The organism is Rhodohalobacter sp. 8-1, assembly GCF_038150125.1.
GTDB lineage: Bacteria > Bacteroidota > Rhodothermia > Balneolales > Balneolaceae > SW132.
This window is the reverse complement of record NZ_JBBVMF010000015.1, coordinates 42,216-60,176: the sequence shown is the minus strand read 5'-3', so window position 1 is coordinate 60,176 and position 17,961 is coordinate 42,216. Positions and strand designations below refer to the sequence as shown.

General features: G+C 46.3%; 13 protein-coding genes. 3 read left to right on the top strand and 10 right to left on the bottom strand.

Going from position 1 to position 17,961, the window contains the following annotated elements; genetic code table 11:
* Positions 1–435: 435 nt before the first annotated feature.
* The 7 genes from AABW11_RS20170 to AABW11_RS14155 form a co-directional block, all read right to left on the bottom strand.
* Positions 436–579 (bottom strand): DUF3368 domain-containing protein, encoded by a 144-nt coding sequence (locus AABW11_RS20170; RefSeq protein WP_445263780.1) that lies wholly within the window; start codon positions 577–579, stop codon positions 436–438.
* Between the two features lie 177 nt (positions 580–756).
* A complete protein-coding gene (locus tag AABW11_RS14180) occupies positions 757–1,155 on the bottom strand; it encodes a hypothetical protein (RefSeq protein WP_340105779.1) in 399 nt (132 codons plus the stop codon).
* The gene (locus AABW11_RS14175) at positions 1,139–1,366 is read right to left on the bottom strand and encodes a UPF0175 family protein (protein ID WP_340105778.1); all 228 of its coding nucleotides are present in this window, start codon (positions 1,364–1,366) and stop codon (positions 1,139–1,141) included. Before AABW11_RS14175 ends, AABW11_RS14180 begins: the two co-directional genes overlap by 17 nt.
* 890 nt (positions 1,367–2,256) lie before the next feature.
* Positions 2,257–2,475, bottom strand: coding sequence for a hypothetical protein (locus tag AABW11_RS14170; protein ID WP_340105777.1), 219 nt, complete (start codon positions 2,473–2,475; stop codon positions 2,257–2,259).
* A gap of 1,127 nt (positions 2,476–3,602) precedes the next feature.
* Entirely contained in the window at positions 3,603–5,243 is a 1,641-nt protein-coding gene (locus AABW11_RS14165; protein ID WP_340105776.1) for a potassium channel family protein, read from the bottom strand.
* A 1,314-nt stretch (positions 5,244–6,557) separates the two neighbouring features.
* A complete protein-coding gene (locus tag AABW11_RS14160; RefSeq protein ID WP_340105775.1) occupies positions 6,558–8,777 on the bottom strand; it encodes an amino acid permease in 2,220 nt (739 codons plus the stop codon).
* 420 nt (positions 8,778–9,197) lie between these two features.
* Positions 9,198–9,443, bottom strand: a complete 246-nt coding sequence (locus tag AABW11_RS14155) for a hypothetical protein (protein WP_340105774.1) — start codon at positions 9,441–9,443, stop codon at positions 9,198–9,200.
* A gap of 157 nt (positions 9,444–9,600) precedes the next feature.
* On the opposite strand from AABW11_RS14155, the gene AABW11_RS14150 reads away from it, so the two are divergent.
* A complete protein-coding gene (locus tag AABW11_RS14150) occupies positions 9,601–10,632 on the top strand; it encodes an acyl-CoA dehydrogenase family protein (RefSeq protein ID WP_340105773.1) in 1,032 nt (343 codons plus the stop codon).
* 300 nt (positions 10,633–10,932) lie between these two features.
* On the opposite strand, the gene AABW11_RS14145 is transcribed toward AABW11_RS14150, so the two are convergent.
* From AABW11_RS14145 to typA, 3 genes are all read right to left on the bottom strand, one after another.
* Entirely contained in the window at positions 10,933–11,490 is a 558-nt protein-coding gene (locus tag AABW11_RS14145; RefSeq protein WP_340105772.1) for a hypothetical protein, read from the bottom strand.
* A 3-nt stretch (positions 11,491–11,493) separates the two neighbouring features.
* Positions 11,494–12,873: a hypothetical protein gene (locus AABW11_RS14140; RefSeq protein WP_340105771.1), complete on the bottom strand. Its 1,380-nt coding sequence runs from the start codon at positions 12,871–12,873 to the stop codon at positions 11,494–11,496.
* Between the two features lie 380 nt (positions 12,874–13,253).
* Positions 13,254–15,074 carry a translational GTPase TypA gene (gene typA, locus AABW11_RS14135; RefSeq protein WP_340105770.1) on the bottom strand — a complete coding sequence of 607 codons (1,821 nt, stop codon included), beginning with the start codon at positions 15,072–15,074 and terminating at the stop codon, positions 13,254–13,256.
* A gap of 963 nt (positions 15,075–16,037) precedes the next feature.
* On the opposite strand from typA, the gene AABW11_RS14130 reads away from it, so the two are divergent.
* Together AABW11_RS14130 and AABW11_RS14125 are read left to right on the top strand one after the other, a co-directional pair.
* Positions 16,038–16,334, top strand: a complete 297-nt coding sequence (locus AABW11_RS14130; protein WP_340105769.1) for a putative quinol monooxygenase — start codon at positions 16,038–16,040, stop codon at positions 16,332–16,334.
* 253 nt (positions 16,335–16,587) lie between these two features.
* Entirely contained in the window at positions 16,588–17,868 is a 1,281-nt protein-coding gene (locus AABW11_RS14125; RefSeq protein ID WP_340105768.1) for a metal-dependent hydrolase family protein, read from the top strand.
* Positions 17,869–17,961 lie beyond the last annotated feature (93 nt).

The following is a 17,961-nucleotide window of genomic DNA, read 5'->3' as shown; positions in this document are numbered from 1 at the left end:
CGAGATTTTTTGCCCATAAAAAAGCGACATCACTATCCAAATCAATCCCCACTCTCCTATCAAGCCGCCTGCTATCAGTTTCAATTGGTGTCAGCTTATCGCATTCGGACCGTCTATAGGCTTATCTTACATATCTATATATGTATATAGATAACCATCAACCTACTATTACCTATACATTGTAAATCCCATTTGGCCGAGTGGGTCAAATAGCTGTATTTTATTAGGAGTTGCTTTAAACAAAGCCCGTATTTTGAGCAATACGTCATTTTCTATTCTCCTCCTTTGCCCTACCAAGTTTCTATTCGCTGATAAAACTATGCTGTGGAATTGTTGAACTGGTGAATTGTCCCTCGCTGTTCACCGAAATTTTGCGCAACAAGAAAAACAGTGGCTGTTAGACTGGGAATGATTTGGGCATTATCGGTTGTACTACTATTCACCCGCTTCCTTCATGATGGTATTAAGGAGGTTTTTATCAATTCTGAAATTTGTTTCATCGATCTTTCTAAGAATGGGCTTTACACTGGAGATAATTCCCTCTTTTTTTGCTCGTAAAAATGAACTACCTCGGGGCAGAGCCCGCGAGGTATCAAATTAGAACACCATAACTTTTTGGTCAATATGGAGTTTATTTTGGAGTGTCCCCCTTTGAAGGGGGCAATGGGGGATGATTCATTGTGGATCAGAACCAAGTTATTTGATAGTTCAAAACTCAGAAAGTCATCCCCCGACTCACTCCGTTCGCTTCCCCCTTCAAAGGGGGACTTTTGTCTTTTCCGACCCAGAGGGTCGGGGAATTAAACCACTTTTGATTAAACCTAATGTACCTGAATAACGCACCTTGAGCTTATCGGCAGCTTTTCTCCCTTTAAGATCATCAATTATCACAATTGAATTATCGATTGAAAGAGATAAGGCAAGAACACTTGCTTCTCCCCTGTCGAGTTTCAGTTTGTTTATTTTTTGATACAGACCAGGGAGTGGCTCTTCGATTTTCATCCATACCGGAAGTGCAGTCTTGAACTCTACCGCCACCGTTGGAGTCGTAACTACCGTTCTGCCGGGTAGTTTCAAGAGCCCAAGTTCATCGATTTTGGAAAGAAGTATAAGACAGCTTGTATCCGGAAGAATTGAATCAGAATTGCTCTGCATCCCTGAGGATTTCAGAAAGAGAATAGTTGATCAGAGACACACCGTAGATGGAAAGTATATCGGCGAATTCTGTTTTTGAAAGTTCTGCCATTTCTGCTGCCTGGCCTAAAGTGAGCTTGCCTGCTTCATACAATTTGGCCGCAAGGAATTTTTTTGTTTCCCCCTCATCAAGGTCAAAATCTTTAGGTATACTCAGTGTGATCTCTTTCATAACAGAAACTAATAAAAATTAGATCAAAATACATTTTTACGGGAAATGCGTGTCATGGGGAGATGGATAAATTGTGAAATTGGTGAACTGTTGAATTGTGGAACTGTTGTCTGTATATCAGTAAGTACCGGCACTATATAGAGCTACGTCAATTCTCACATCAAGCCGACGGTCGTCAAAAAATCCTTCCCATTGGTATCAGCTCATCACATACAGACTGTCAATAGATAAGTTTTAAATGGCTATATAAACATATAGACTATCATCAACTTACTGTTACTTATACATTGTAAATCCCGTTTGGCCAAGTGAGTCAAATAGCGGTATGTTATTAAGAGTTGCCCTAAACAAAGCCCGTCTTTTGAGCAATACGTCATTTTCTATTCTCCTCCTTTGCCCTACAAGTTTCTATTCGCTGATAAAACTATGCTGTGGAATTGTTGAACTGGTGAACTGTGTAACTGTCGAGATTTTTTGCCCATAAAAAAGCGACATCACTATCCAAATCAATCCCCACTCTCCTATCAAGCCGCCTGCTATCAAAACAATCGTTTCAATTGGTGTCAGCTTATCGCATGCAGACTGTCAATAGACTTATATTGCATTTTTATATTTGTATATAGATCAACATCAAACTACTATTACCTATACATTGTAAATCCCATTTGGCCGAGTGGGTCCAATAGCTGTATGTTATTAGAAGTTGCTTCAAACAAAGCACGTCTTTTTAGCAACGCGTCATTTTCTATTCTCCTCCTTTGCCCTATCAAGTTTCTATTCGCTGATAAAACTATGCTGTGGAATTGTTGAACTGGTGAACTGTGTAACTGTGAAACTGTAAAACGCTGCGTTGGCGGGCGTCGTGAAACAGACCGAAAGCAGACTCCCAGTTACTTTCTTACTTTGATGACCCATTCTCGTAGTTCATCGCTAAATTCGTCAAGGTCCTGCTCTTTCATCAGGCCGTGACCGAGCAACAGGAGGATATGCATACCCATATCGGATTTTGAGTATCCATCGAGGCAGTCTCTCAGGATCTTGTCCTGCTTCTTCATAGCATCATACGCGTCCCAAAACTGCTCTGTTGGCGTGCGCTTTTCATCGTTCAAGATAGCAGTGAAGGTTTTATTTTGCTCGGCAAGATATCGCTCGCGGTTCTACTTTTGTGTTTTATGCGCCTGACACATTAGTCCATCAGCGCCCCTGTCACCCCGAGCACAGCAACAGCAAAGCCCCAATCCTGCGCTAAAGCTTCGGTGGACACGCGAGGGGCCTGTCCGCCAGCCGGCTGATCTCCTTGTGATGGGGCAGGAGTTTTGGAGAGGCTTTGCTTAGGTGAGTTCCAAGAACAAGGAGATGTCTCGGCTCCGGCCAAAAAAGCAGGCCTTCGCTCATGACAGGGGTGTTTTTAATAATAAGGGCGGCGCATCCAATTCCTACTTTCGCAAGATTCTTTCCCGCGCCACCAATGTAACTTAGCACGCGGCGCGTAATAAACCTGGTTCCAATATTGCACTTTGAGCGCCGTGCCTTACTTCACAAGTGCCCATGTCATCTCGACCGGCAGCACGTGTTTTTTCGTGCCAGAGCGGAGCTCATCTTTTGAACGCGATAGCGAAATCTCCCGTTTATCGAAAGGAGTTTCGATGGAGCTTTGATTAAGATGGATCTAAGAGTAAGGAGATCAGCCGGAGGGCGGACAGAGGTGTCTCGGTGCGCTCACCGTTTACCAACGGATCGCTTACTCGACATGACAGGCGGGTTCTTAATAGTGAGGGCGGCGCGTCCAATTCCTACTTTTGCAATATCCTTTCCTGCGCCGCCAATGTAATTTGGCACGCAGCGCAAAATAAAACCTGGTTCTACTTTTGCACTTTGAGCGCCGCGCCCTCATTCAAAAATGAACCTGTCATCTCGACTAAGCGAACGAAGAGAGCACATGGAGAGATCTCCTTGTTATTGGCAGGGGTTTGACCAAGGCTTTAACCGGCGAGTCCCAAGCAAGGGGAGAATTAATCCTGTCACTTTTCAAATGGTGTTGCCCGGCTTTTGGGCAAAATTAGGGGATCGATATGACAGACTTCACTTCATATAATGGGCGGCATATCTGGTTCAGAGATGTGTAAGGTTCACCGCTACGCCGCCAAATAAATGACGTACGAAACCGAGGGATCTCCTTGTTATCGGAAGGGGGTTTGATTAGGCGTTGTTTAAGATAAACCTCAAACCTACCCCATCAATTCAGATACTTTTTCTCAAACTGGTGGATGCTTGCATCGGTGCCGGCTACAATCACTTCGTCTCCTTCTTTGAACTCGAACTTTTGGGGATCCAGCGAGGTAATCCTTTCATCACCGCGAACAACAGCTAATATTGTACATCCTGTTTCAGACCGTACGTCACTTTGTATGAGGGTCTGGCCTACCAAATTCCCCGCAGGCAGCTGAACGAGGTCGATCTGTTTCTCTGCGGCCAGTGACGTTTCATCTTCAAATATACAGGACGCAAGCATACGTCCGCTCACCGTTGCCAGGGACTGGACATAATCGGCTCCGGCATGGTAGAGTTTTTTCACGTTCTCTATTTTATTGGCACGCACAATGATTCGGGCATCAGGATTCATACTCCGGGCCATCAGCGTCGAGAAAATGGCCGTAGTATCTTCCTGTACGGTGATGATAATAGCTGAGGTCTCCTCGATTCCGGCTTCCTCCAATGTTTCGGCAACCCGCACATCCCCAACGATATCTACCCCCTCTTTTTCTTCGATATCGACGATCTTCACGTCAATCGTGGTTTCATTTAATAGAGAAACCGCCGCTCGCCCGGATTGGCCGTATCCAAATATAAGAACCTTATTACGCTTAAAATGACGCGCCCTGGCTTCTGCTATTTTGGTTAGTTTTTCAAGTTCATCTTTATCACCCGCGACCAGTATTCTTGTTTTAGAATCGAGCACAAGGTCAATCGACACCGGACTGATGAACTCACCGTTGATCCAGGCCCCGATTATGTTTACATGGTATTCATCGAGCAGATTTGCCTCTTCAACGGTTTTATTGCAGAGCTCACTCCCCTCTTCAATATCAATTTCGACCAGCTCGATGGTGTTATCAATTTCTACACTATCGTTGATGGAGACGGCCGGTACTTTAATGGCAAGACTTTTGCCAACCAGCTGACGGGGAGAAATGATCATGTCAGCCCCTGCAAGCCGATAGTAAACCTCCATATTCTCATCTTCCGCAATTGCGATGACTTTTATGGATGTATACTTATTCCGGATCGTAAAAATAATGCTGATGGTCACGTCTATCTCAGATTGCGTGACAACTGCTTTAGCATGTTCAACTCCGGCAGCCTCCAAATCCTCGGCTGATTCAACATCCCCGACCATCATTTCATATCCCGAGGAAATCAGATCAAGAGCGAGATCTTCATCGGCTTCAATAATAACATACTCCTGTTCGCGAGAATTAAGCTCTTTTACCAACACCTCTGCATGTGTGGAATAACCGCAGATGATCACGTGATCTTTTTTAGATACAGACCGGGGCGCACTTTTTTCAACTGCATTTCTCAGCATCGGCAGAAAAAACACGGGAAAAGCGATAAACACCAGCAATACACCTGTTAAATTCATCAACAGGACAAAGTAGTTCATGAAATTGCTGCTCCATGGAGCAAATCCCCCATAGCCGCTGGTCGTCAGGGATTCTACCACCACCTGCATGGATTGTGAAAACGTAACCTCACGGCCTTCGATTAACGCCATTGACCACATAAATATCTCGGCGTATACAAGAATAATGGCTATAACTACAACAATGGTAAGCAGAATCCTGTTAAGCCAGTATTTACTTATTAATTCTTTCATCAGACAGAATACATTCTTTGTTTTACAGTTGATGATTAAAATAGCTCTTTTGGCAGTGATACCTGAATCTAAAGGTAATTTTCATGAAACACATTTCTACTTTTAAAGGAGAAAATGGACTGCTGAACTGGCGAATCACAAAATTAATTATTTCAACTTTGTCAGACTCTGAAGTTGAGAATTTACAGAGGGTTTTGACGGGGCTTTGTTTAGGTTAGTCCAAAGAACAAGGAGATCAGCCGGGTTGGCGGACAGGTATCTCGACTTCACACCGGGAAAGCTCAGGTGTTTCGCTACCAATGACTGTTTTTAAAAAATGTTGCTTTTAGGCTTCAAATTTTTGATCACATATTTCATAATCTGCTAACATACATCCGGTTACGCGTCAACGCGTAACAAAAAGCCCCGATAGGGGCGACAGCTTCGTAGCCCCGTACGAGCGCCGTGTTTTATTCGACGCGCAGTGCGGGGTTGGAAAGCACGGAAAGATAAGGCGCCCCAAGGCAGATAGATTTACAGAAGAAACGGATCCAATCGAAGGGGCTAAGGAGAGTCTAATCCGTGGATACATCATGAGCTGAATAAGTGTTTCTAAAAGTTAAATTTACCTGAAACGCATCACTACCCATAACCGAAAAACGCACACCAATCCTGGACATGAATACGCATTCTGTCACCTAATGAATGGTGTTGCCCTTTTTTTGGAGCAAAATTAGGGGCTACCAGTGACAGATTTGGAAAAGTATCGTTTTTAAACAGATTTCAACAATTTCAGAATCTTAGCATCATCTTTAAGCCTCATACTTTTGGACCGCCAAAAGTATGCAAAACCTCCCGGCTGTGATGGCTTCCGGGCACAGTTTGCCCGCACGGGTACACAATGAGAATGCTCACTGTGTGAGCGCTCATTGCGATTTCACCCGTGCTGTGGTGCAAACTATGCAATCCCTTCACCCATCAAGGCCGGACACTTTTCTCCTTTAATATATTTAGTGAGCCTGAGCCTGGATTTCCCCTGTCTCCTCTTAAATGGTGTTGCATCGGTTTTTGGGGCAAAATTCGGAGCTCTATATGACAAGGTGATTTCTAATGACAAGGGTGGTGCTTCCAAGTCAGAAGCATGCAACACTCTTTCCCGCGCCGCCAACATAACCTGGCACGCGGCGTGAGACTAAACCTGGCTCTATTTATGTGCTTTGCGCGCCGCGCTTAACAATCCTGGCACAATTGTCACCCCGAGCGCAGCCGAGGGGTCTCCTTGTTATCGGCTGGAATTTTGACGGGGCTTTTAGTCCCCCCATTAACCAGACTCAATCACGCCAGTATACTTTCATTACCGGAGTCGGCCACAAACACGCAGGCGGACCGGGTGAGTTCAACGTAGGTGCGAAGTTCATCTATCACAGGTTTTGGAGGAAGACCAAAGAAATCTACATCTGCCTGGGGTGCGGTTTGCAGAGCCTCTTCAAAGGTTCCGAGTTCGACATGTGGAATTGCATCTTTCAGCCGGGCCACGTCCAGCAGATTTTCCAGGTACACATATGCGTTTTCTACCTCTGCTTCTTCAACAACGGTGATTACCCGCATTTCAGCATTCCAGTTTTTCTTGAGCTTGAATGCAGATAGCAGTGCCAGGTCAATATTGCCCAGTTCCATATCCAGATTCCATTCCGGACTTTGTTCTCTTATCCAAACATTTATACTAGCCTGGCGGCCAAGCTGAGCCAGGGGATCTTCAAAATAAAGCTGCAGCCCCATATCATAATTACTGATTTCTTCAATGACTGATTGAATCACATCATCTTTACTTCTGTCATTGGTGACCCTGAGAAACAGGATATTTGGTTTAAAAAATGTACCCTGCAGGGTTTGCAGCGAGTTGAGCATCGCTTCTTTATAGTGAGAAGAGTCAATGACCGACCAGCGTGTATATACGTTTTCCCGGCTAAATGAACTGGCAAGAGTGTACAGGTCATCCCTTATTTTATCGGTATCCGACTTCTCGGCAATTCCAATGAGTTTGATAGACCCTTTCGGATATACAAGATTGCGTATCAGGCTGAAACTGCCCCTCAGCTCCCGCGAACTCTGCACCGGCACCAGTAAATTTGCTTTCCAGGCCCGTTCGTTTTCCTCAGGAAGCAGTGACACCCGTTTCGCAGCCCATTCAGCCAGAGACACAAACAGCCCGCTACGCATATCGCCATAGGGCACTTTCAGGTGACGATTGGTAAGATAGAGATAGGCGGAAATCACAAATGCTATTGCGATTAGGCCAAACGTTGCGTTGATAATGAACATTGTAAACAGGCATCCAAGCGTGCCGATTAGCGGGACAAATCGAGGCACCGGGAAGGTCGGGCGAAAGCTTACCATATCCATCCGCTGCTCGATCAGCACGACCAGGTTAATCATCATGTATGTAATCAGAAAAAACATGGTGATAAGCGGCGCAATGGTATTGAGATCGCGCACCATGAGCGTCGCAAGGACTATGCCTCCCGTGAGAAGGATAGCATTGCGAGGTTCACCGTTTCCAGCCAGTTTGGAGAACAGCTCACCGCCGGGAAAAATACGGTGGTCACCGAGCGCCTGGAGTATACGCGGAGCCCCCACGATAGAGGCCAGCGCTGAGGAAAACGTGGCACCCAGAAGCCCGGCTAAAACCGCCGGCGGCGAAAAGGCGTAATCAATCATCACGTTGTAATTCGTTACCAACTCCTCCGGCGTGGCCACGGTCGACAGCCAGTAGCCGCTGAGAACATAAACGACATAACAAATCAGGATTGCGGAGATGGTGCCTAAAGGAATACTTTTTTTAGGATTTTTAAGCTCGCCAGACATGTTCGCTCCGGCCATAATACCAGTTGCAGCGGGAAAGAAAACAGCAAACACGACCCAGAAACTGACGCCGGTAGAATCCCCCACTTGCGACCCCGGAAATTCTCCCACCCACTGAGGTTCGTACTGCATCACCCCGAAAAAGACACTGGCGACAATAGATAGCAAGGCTGCAATAATAACTGCCAGGATGATATACTGAATTCGAAACGCCAGCCTGGCACTCAGAAAAGCTACGATGAATAAAATGGTAAATACGATGACGTCTACCGCCAGCGCCGGGTGATCGGGAAAAATGTACAGCCAGCCTTCTCTGAAACCAAAAATATACATCGTAATGGCGAACGTTTGTGCCAGGTATAGCGGTATGCCTACGCTGCCGCCTACCTCAAGTCCAAGTGATTGCGAAATAATGGAATAGGCGCCCCCCGCTCTTATCCTAATGTTAGTGGTGATGCACGACATAGAAAGCGCCGTGAACGTTACAATTACAAATGAGATGGTGACAATCCCCAGCCCTCCAAGCAGGCCGGCGTTACCAATTACCCAGCCATGACGTACAAATAGAATCACACCAAGGATTGTAAGGAGCGTAGGCACAAACACTCCGCCAAAAGTTCCATATTTCTGCTGGACGGTGGATTCTTGTTCCTCAACCTGCTCTTGCAACGACCCTGCTGATGACTCTGCCATAGATTTTGAGACTATATGCTGTTGTAGTTGACACTTCAATGTAATAAATAGAGCGTAAGTTACATATGGCGAAATCAATCACGTAACCTGTATCTTAGCCGTTCGGTCGGTTTAAAGTGGAATGGGAAAGGCAGACAGAACTATCTGAACCAGAGAGCTTTGCAAAACCTTATCAACAGTTATCCCTTACTCCGGTACGGGATCTCCAAAACAGTAATGAGCATATAAAGGGCGAACGGAGGGCGTAACTAAAAAAGCCCCCGTTTTACAAAGCCTTCTCCAAGTTAAATAAAACTCTCAAATGAATACTATTCTATTACAATCCTGAACTTTTTTCTTTTACAGAGACATATTTTGAGCTACCTTTACTATACTTTTATAGTACCTGAACATATATCGCTTACATTTTAACATACATTACTAATACATAAATAATCTTGTTTGGCCGAGTGGGTCAAAAGCCTGTATCTTTATAAGAACAACTTCAAGTAAAACTTTTCTTCCAAGCAACAGGTTGACCTCTCCTGTTTTTTTCCGCCCCATCCACATTCGTAATCGCTGGAAAAACTCTGTTGTTGAATGATTGAGTGTTATGCTTTTGCGCATAGTAAAACTGATGATTTTGAGAAAGAGTTGGTAGTGAATGAGTAAGTCTAGTAAGGTCATTTGTCCATCGGTTTAACAATTGAATAGTTCCACAGCCTCTCCGTCACACCTTTCTCTTTTTTCCCCTTCTCCAAGTTGAACTTTTTGAACATTACTATACTCTCCATTCCTTATCTTCTTTCTCGTTTTATTATCACACGCTAAATTACTGCTATTCATGAAGAAACCGTTTTTTACGTCTGAAGAGGAAGAACTCATCAAGCAACAAGCCCCGAAGGCTGAGGCGGCCGGTACATTTACGCCAAAACTTCTACAGCTGGCAGAGAGGAAAAAACTATTTCACCTGTCGGTTCCCGAATCTATGGGCGGCCATGAGATGCCGGTGCCGAATCAGCTCGATTTTTATGAGGAAGCTTCCCGCCTGGACGGCAGTTTTGGGTGGACGGTTAAACTGGGCGCCGGTGCAGGACTTTTCAGTGCCTTTATGGACCAGGAATTTGCCCGGAAAATCTTTCGTAACCCTGCCGCATTTACGGCCGGATCGGGCTATCCTGCCGGAACTGCCAAATACACTGGCGAGGGTACATATCGTATTAACGGACGCTGGAAATATATTAGTGGTATTCATCACGCCACCCTATTCACCGCAAATTGCAGGGTTGAGAATAGAACAAATAACCCAGCCAACGAACCCGAGATCCGTGCCATGGCTTTTCTGCCTGATGAAATCGAGAAGCTCGATACCTGGAGGAGCTTCGGACTCAAAGCGTCAGCCAGCCACGATTTCAGCGTCACCGATCTTGAAATCTCTGAAGAACGATCGTTTGTACTTGAACCCCGCCCCGAACACGAGGGCAAGCCACTATTTCACTATCCATTTATGGGCTATGCACCTGCCGCCATCGCCTCTTCTATCCTGGGCATGACGTTTGCTTTTCTTGATGAAGCCGAACAGCATATTGGTCAGCCCCTGACGATTCGCGAGTCTATTGAAAGGCTTCATCATAATCGCACGACCCTTCACGATAGTGTTTCACAGCTATGGAAAGAATGCAGCGACACACTTCAAGGCTCTCAAGCCCGCATCTCCCGCGTCAATAAAACCGCCAGCTCTCTGGCTCAAACCTGTCGCGAAACCGCTTTGGAGACCTATAAACTAAGCGGGATGAAGGTCCTCGATGAAACCAGTCGCTTTAACAGAACCTGGCGTGATCTAATGACTGCATCGCAGCACACGATGGTTAATTAGATTGATTGGTTGATCAGGTGGTTTGGGAATTTGTGATGGAGTGAATGAGAGATGGAGTGAGTGGGTGAACGAGACCTGCAAGAGTGCCGAACGACAGTGAGTCTCCTGGCAGAGTCTTGTGGTTGTTGTGAAAGAGTGATTGGATGAGGGAAGAATGACGGGAGACGGAGGACCGGTGACCGAAGAAAAAAGAGAGATGAAGTGATGGATTGAAAGTGCGAAGAAGCGAGTTTGAGTTCAACCTTTTAGTGGGTGAGCACGATCATCCTATCGATGTTGGCGGCCAGATTATTTTATTTGTCAAATACTCAGATGCAGTGTCAGGGCGACTCCCCCGAATGGCTGAACAGTATTCACGTTGGCAAAACCATTGAGGCCGAGTCCTGCTTGCCGAACAGGCTTCCATACAATTCGGCCGTCAAGCGGGAACCCGATCATTGTATCAAGATTCTCTTCTTTACCGCTCGCAAAAAACTGTGTATAGCCCCTGCCACCAACAACTCCAACCCCGGCTCCCGCGGATAGGTGAAGCGCACGAAACATAATCACTCGTCCATATAAGACCGCGATCTCCCATGTTTCACTTGCCGGTTCCATATCGGTGCTTACTCCCCGAAAGATAAATTGGTGTCCCCCATTTCTAGCAGTAATACCTGCTGAAATGCCAGGTCCGAGTGTTGAGATACCAGCTCCTCCATACACACTGATGGAATGCCCGTCGGGTGAATTCGCAAGCGACTGGCCTTCTGCCGGACCTGCTAACAACAGACCAGCAATGAAAATCACCACATAATGAACTCCGGGCCGGGAAATAATCATATGGGCTGTTGCTTTAAGCTTGTTTTTCGCGAGTGTCATGGGTCAAAATCGAGTATTTACAATATTGGCGAAATCCGATCCAAACGTGTAGGAGAGGGCGATAAAACCCGAAAGCTCAAAGTCTGTCGATAATTCCTGCTGCCGCAACAGTACATCCTCCAGGCTTGCATCTCCGAGGCGAAGAGACAACTGATCGCGAATCACCTCAAAACTGGCACCGGCACTCATCTCTAATCCCTCATACAGACGAACCGATACCCTGCCAAAGAACTCAGCCCTTCTTTTTTCGAAATCGTGAAAGTAATGCGATCCTTGCAGCCCGCCACTGATAGATCCCCACGGCTGTTCTATACCCACTGAAGCCGTAATTCGGTGATTGAGCAGATGTTCGTCAAGTTTATTAAAGATTGTCTCATCGTAGTAATCTGCATAACTATAACCTATCCTATAGGAAAATTTGATTTCTTTCCGCGTGGCAATATCATATGGAAGCAAACTGTACTCGATCCCCGGCTGTATCTCTATTTGATGGCGAATATTCTGATCATTTCGGGTGAGATAATCACCAAACAGGCCGGCTGACCAATGATTACTAATGCTGCGAATGGCATAACTGTCGATACCATGCCTATGGCGGCGGCTCTGAATTTGATCATCATCAGACCGCTCAATTTCATCATAAGAATAGTTAAAATAGGGTCGAAATTGAATTTTCCACTCCTCTGTCACTTTATTGGCAAAAAACCCCCAGCGCGAATCAAATTCGGTTTGGTTCGATTCCATCTCGAGACTTAGAGATCCTGCGTAGATCTCAAATACCCAATAATTCCAGGGATCTTCAACGGCTGTGCCAGAAGAAAGAGCTTCCTCCCCCATCTCATAGCTCAGGGAAAATCCGGATGCCCCCGACGTGCGCAACATATAAGGAAAGAGCCCCATCCGGATCACATTATTTATTTCTTCCCGTATTTCGCTTTCAGTTGCATTTCGCCCCACTGTTTGCACAAACTCAAAATCCATATCAACAAATTCCCGGCGACCTAAGAATGAAAACTCATAACTTCGCCCGCCATCCCCTGTTTCTTGATCGGTAATAAATATATGAACATCCGCTTGTGCGGGTTCTCTCACATAGTCCACGAACGGGATCTCGCGTCTTATGTGGTTGTAATCACACCGATTACAGTCGATGTAAACGCGAGGGGCAGGATCTGACACAATGGACTGAGCCATGATAGGTGAATGTGTTAATAGCAGCAGTGTATAGCAGAAAACACCTGCAAAATTCCATTTTGTGTTCATTGATACGCCAATATGTTGATCTGGCTGATGATTGTATAAGTAGAGCTGAAAGCCAATTCTAAAACGAATCACATACCTGTAGGTGCTTCCCGAAAGCAGTGAATCATTAAATGATAGCAAAAAAAGTTTTTATATACGAATAGCCTTCCTTTAGATGTGTTTGTTTTACACTTGTTAACAGGGGTTTTATTTTGACAGAAGGATTAGTTGAAACGTGAGGGAGTTAGGGAGAGATGGAAAGATGGAGAGATGGAAAGATGGAGTGATTGGAGGAGTTTAAGATCCACTTCACTACATTGGCTGTTCACGGCGCGGTATCAAGCATTGTTCTTTTTCTGAGTTTAATGCGCCGTGCCTACCTTATCAACGATCTTGTCATCCTGACCGGAGGCGTGCTTTTCGCCGGAACGGAAGGATCCCCCTGTTCTTGGCAGGTGTTTTAGTATGCCGTTGTTCAATAAGGATCCCTAACCTCTCGGGTCAGGCGACCCGAGGTACGTTTAGGCAAACTCTTTTGTTTTTTCTGCCCGCTTTCTCTCGTTATGGTCGAGATACGTTTTGCGGATTCTCAGGCTTTTTGGCGTTACTTCCAACAGCTCATCGTTGTCGATAAACTCGATGCACTGCTCAAGGCTCATCTTTTTAGCCTGGCCGATTTTTACGGAATCGGATGTTTGAGTGGCCCGGTGGTTGGTCAGATTTTTCTTCTTAACCACATTTATCACCAGGTCATCCGCACGATTGTTAATTCCCACAACCTGGCCTGTATAAACAGGGTCGCCCGGTTGCACGATAAACTGACCGCGATCCTGAAGTCCTTCCAGTGCGTACGGTGTCACATCACCTTTCTCGAGAGAGATCAGCGCGCCGCGGGTACGCCCGGGAATATCACCGGCGAACGGTCCGTATTCGTCAAATTGCTGGTGCATGATGCCGGTGCCGCGTGTTTCGGTCAGCATCTCACCGCGAAATCCAATCAACCCTCTTGATGGGACTTTGAATTCAATTCGGTTGTTCTCTCCTTCCTGAACCATCGACGTCATGATCCCTTTTCGTTTCTGAAGGTTATCAATCACCTTGTTGCTGTAGTCGGTATGAACATCCACAACTACTTCCTCAAATGGCTCGTGAAGCTTTCCGTCTACTTCACGATAGAGCACCTCAGGACGTGATACAGCAAACTCAAAACCTTCACGCCTCATTGTCTCGATCAAGATAGAAAGCTGGAGTTCTCCACGGCCTGCTACCCTGAAAATGTCGGGGTTATCGGTCTGCTCAACGCGGATAGAGACGTTGGTCCGTATCTCTTTATTCAGACGGTCTTTGATCATGTTCGATGTCACATAATCACCCTCCAGGCCGGCAAAAGGCGAGTTGTTCACGCGGAAATACATCGCCATTGTTGGCTGATCAATGTCGTAATAGTCAAGCGGTGTAGGATCTTCAATGGCTGTAAGCGTATCACCAATTTCAACCGCTTCGTAGCCGGCCATCGCAAAAATGTCGCCTGCAAAAGCCTGGTCAACCGGCTCACGATTCAATCCTTTAAATGTAAAGAGTTTGGTGGCCTTTCCTTTTGCCTTTTGATTGCCTTTTCTGTCAAGAAGTACAATTTCCTGGTTGGTTTTGATAGTGCCCTGCTCTACACGGCCAATCGCAATCCGGCCGACGTAGTCGTTCCAGTCTACGCTGCTGATCAGCATTTTGAAAGGGGCATCCATTACCTGTTCAGGCGGCGGGATGTGATCCACGATTTTATCAAACAGCGGTGCCATATCAACATTTTCATCTTCGAGCTCTTCCTTGGCATAACCATCAATTGCGGCGGCATACAGAACCGGGAAATCGAGCTGTTCGTCTGTGGCATCGAGCTGTACAAACAGGTCGAAAACCATGTCGAGCACGGCATCCGGCCGAGCGTCTTTACGGTCAATTTTGTTGATGAGCACGATGGGCTGGTATCCGAGATCGAGCGATTTTCGAAGTACGAATTTAGTTTGGGGAAGGGGGCCTTCAGCAGCATCAACGAGCAGAATTACGCCGTTCACCATTTTAAGGATACGTTCTACTTCACCACCAAAATCGGCGTGACCCGGAGTGTCTACAATGTTGATTTTTGTATCATTCCAGACAATGGTAGTATTCTTTGAGCTAATTGTAATGCCCTTCTCTTTTTCGAGGTCTCCCGAGTCCATTACCCGCTCGGTAACCTGCTCGTTCTCTCTGAATGTTCCGCTCTGCCGCAGCATCTGGTCCACAAGCGTGGTTTTTCCGTGATCTACGTGAGCAATAATGGCGATATTTCTGATATCTTGTGTCATAAAAATGGATGGTTTCGCCCTTCGAAAAGTGTCCCGACGACGAATGATTATAAGATTATTTCCGATCTCCCTTTTTTGCCGGTATAATCGAAAAGTTGATAGCCTTAAATATACGGTTTTTTCTACTAAGTATTGTGTGAAATTTGAAGAGTAATTTTTTGGGGTGATTTCTGGTTCAAACCTGTCAGTTAATCTGACTGGAGAGAGGGAGAGAATGAGTGAGGGAGTGACAGGGTGAACAAGACCTGCAAGAGTGCAATCCGTCGGCTGACGGAGAGTCTCCTGGCAGAGTCTTGTGGTTGTTGTGAAAGTTGGGGGTGTGTTCGGTGAGGCGATTGAGATATCATCCTGCAAAGGTTTGGGCAACGTCGCAAGTGTCATTTGGCCCGCGGCTCAAAATCATACTTCATTTATTTGAGGGTTGAGTTTTGCACGCCGCGCTTTACCAATAAATCGACTCTGTCATCCTGCCGATGATAGATTGGGAACCGAAGGCGTGGGTTTCGCCAGAGCGGAAGGATTTCTTCGTTATCGGAAGGAATTATACATAGGCCGTTGTTCAGATCAGTTCTAAGAACGGAGAGGTGTCTCGGCTGCACACCGCAAAAGCACCGGTGTTGCGCTCGACATGACTAGGCTTTGGGGTTTGAAAGGCGGCATTTCTGGTTTACAGATGTGCAGGGTTCATAGCCACGCCGCCAGCACAAATAACTTTTGCGGCGCATCACTGCTCCTGGTCCTACTTTTGTGTTTTATGTGCCGCGCTGTACCCAAACAGCGCCCTTGTCATCTCGCCTGCCCCTTATGGGGACTAAACGATCCGCCGGCGGAGAGTGCACGGAGAGATCTCCTTTCTATTAAAAGGAGCATTTACAAGCCGTTCTTCGAAATAATCCGGAATCATTATGAGCCGCAACCGTGTTGCTAAACATCACTACAAATCGAAATTAACCCCACCCTGTTATGACTGTTAAGAAAGGACTATTAGCTCGTTTAGAAGCCAAGCCCGGAAAAGAAGATGAAGTAGAGGAGTTTTTGAAAAGTGCCCTCCCGCTGGCTGAAGCCGAAGACATGACCATCGACTGGTTTGCATTTAAAATAGACGATTCTACATTCGGTATTTATGACACGTTTGAAGGCGAGGAAGGACAGAAAGCACACCTTGAAGGTGAGATTGCTTCGGCACTAATCGCTAAAGCTGACGATCTTCTGGCGTCGGAACCCGTTATCGAAAAGGTTGATGTGCTGGCATCTAAGTAGAGTGGTGTTTTTTAGCTGAAGAAAAAACCCTGAGGCTGTCTAAAAAGGGCGTAATAGTGCTATAATGTTATCCATTCCGTCATACCGGACCCCGATCCGGTATTTCCTACCCATATCGAACGGACGGAGATCCCGAATCGAGTGCGGGATAACGCCATTTTTCAGACAGCCTCAGGGTTCTGGAGTGTTGTGCTTTTTATTTATCCTCAGAATGTTAAATTCATTCGATAACCATAAACTCAATCCATCACTCATGTGTCATAAATTTTTTCTGTTTTTTTTGTTTTTGATGTCAGCCCCGTCCCTGCTTGCGCAACAAACCTACATCCACGCTGGGCAGCTTTTCGACGGAACCGGAGATGATATCCGGGAAAACGTAACGATTATCATCAGCGATCAAACAATTAATGCTATTGAGGATGGATTCCTCGAACCTGGCTCCGATACTAATCTCATTGATCTCTCCAATCAAACCGTACTGCCCGGGCTCATTGACCTTCATGTACACCTCGAAGGAGAAACAAATCCCAACCGCTACATCGAAACGTTTACCATGAACGCGGAAGAGAGGGCATTGCGATCTGTGATGTTCGCAAAACGAACCCTTGATGCCGGTTTTACCACGGTTCGCGATCTTGGCGGAACAGGTGCTAATACTGCCCTCAGAGATGCGATTATGAAGGGGTACGTTTCCGGACCACGCATCATTAGTGTAGGCAAATCGCTGGCTACCACCGGCGGCCATGCCGACCCTACAAACGGTTCCAAACGCGAACTAATGGGTCAGCCGGGCCCTACCGAAGGGGTTGTAAACGGGGTTGCAGATGCCCGTGAAGCTGTGCGACAGCGCTATAAAAACGGGGCCGATCATATCAAAATCACAGCCACCGGCGGAGTTCTTAGTGTGGCAAAATCAGGCCAGAATCCGCAGTTTATGGATGATGAACTGCGCGCTATTGTTGAAACAGCGAATGACTATGATATGCACGTTGCTGCTCATGCCCACGGAAAAGAAGGGATGATGCGCGCGGTATTGGCCGGTGTTAAAACCATTGAACATGGCACTTATATGGACGAAGAGGTAATGCAGGCAATGGTCGATCGCAATACTTACTATGTGCCCACTATTTTAGCCGGTGACTTTGTAGCTGAAAAAGCGGAAATCGATGGCTACTTCCCGGATTTGGTTCGCCCGAAAGCCCGGGAGATCGGCCCGCTCATCCAGGAAACATTTGGAAAGGCATATCGCTATGGCGTACCCATTGCTTTCGGCACCGATTCTGGAGTCTCGCCCCACGGCAACAATGCCAAAGAGTTTGAGCTGATGGTGGAGGCCGGGATGACCGAGCTCGAAGCCATTTTGAGCTCGGTTAAAACCGGTGCCGAAGTTCTCGGCCTGCAGGATCAAATTGGATCCATAGAACCGGGAAAACATGCCGATATTATTGCCGTGGGTCAAAATCCGCTGGAGGATATAACGGCACTTCAGAATGTAGTATTTGTGATGAAAGGCGGTGAGGTTGTGAGGTTGTGAGGGAGTAATTTAGAGTCCTGACCCTGCAAGGGTTTCGAACCTTTGAGGGTTTCACGTCACAACTCGCTGGCTAAAGACATGCCATTTCTCTCA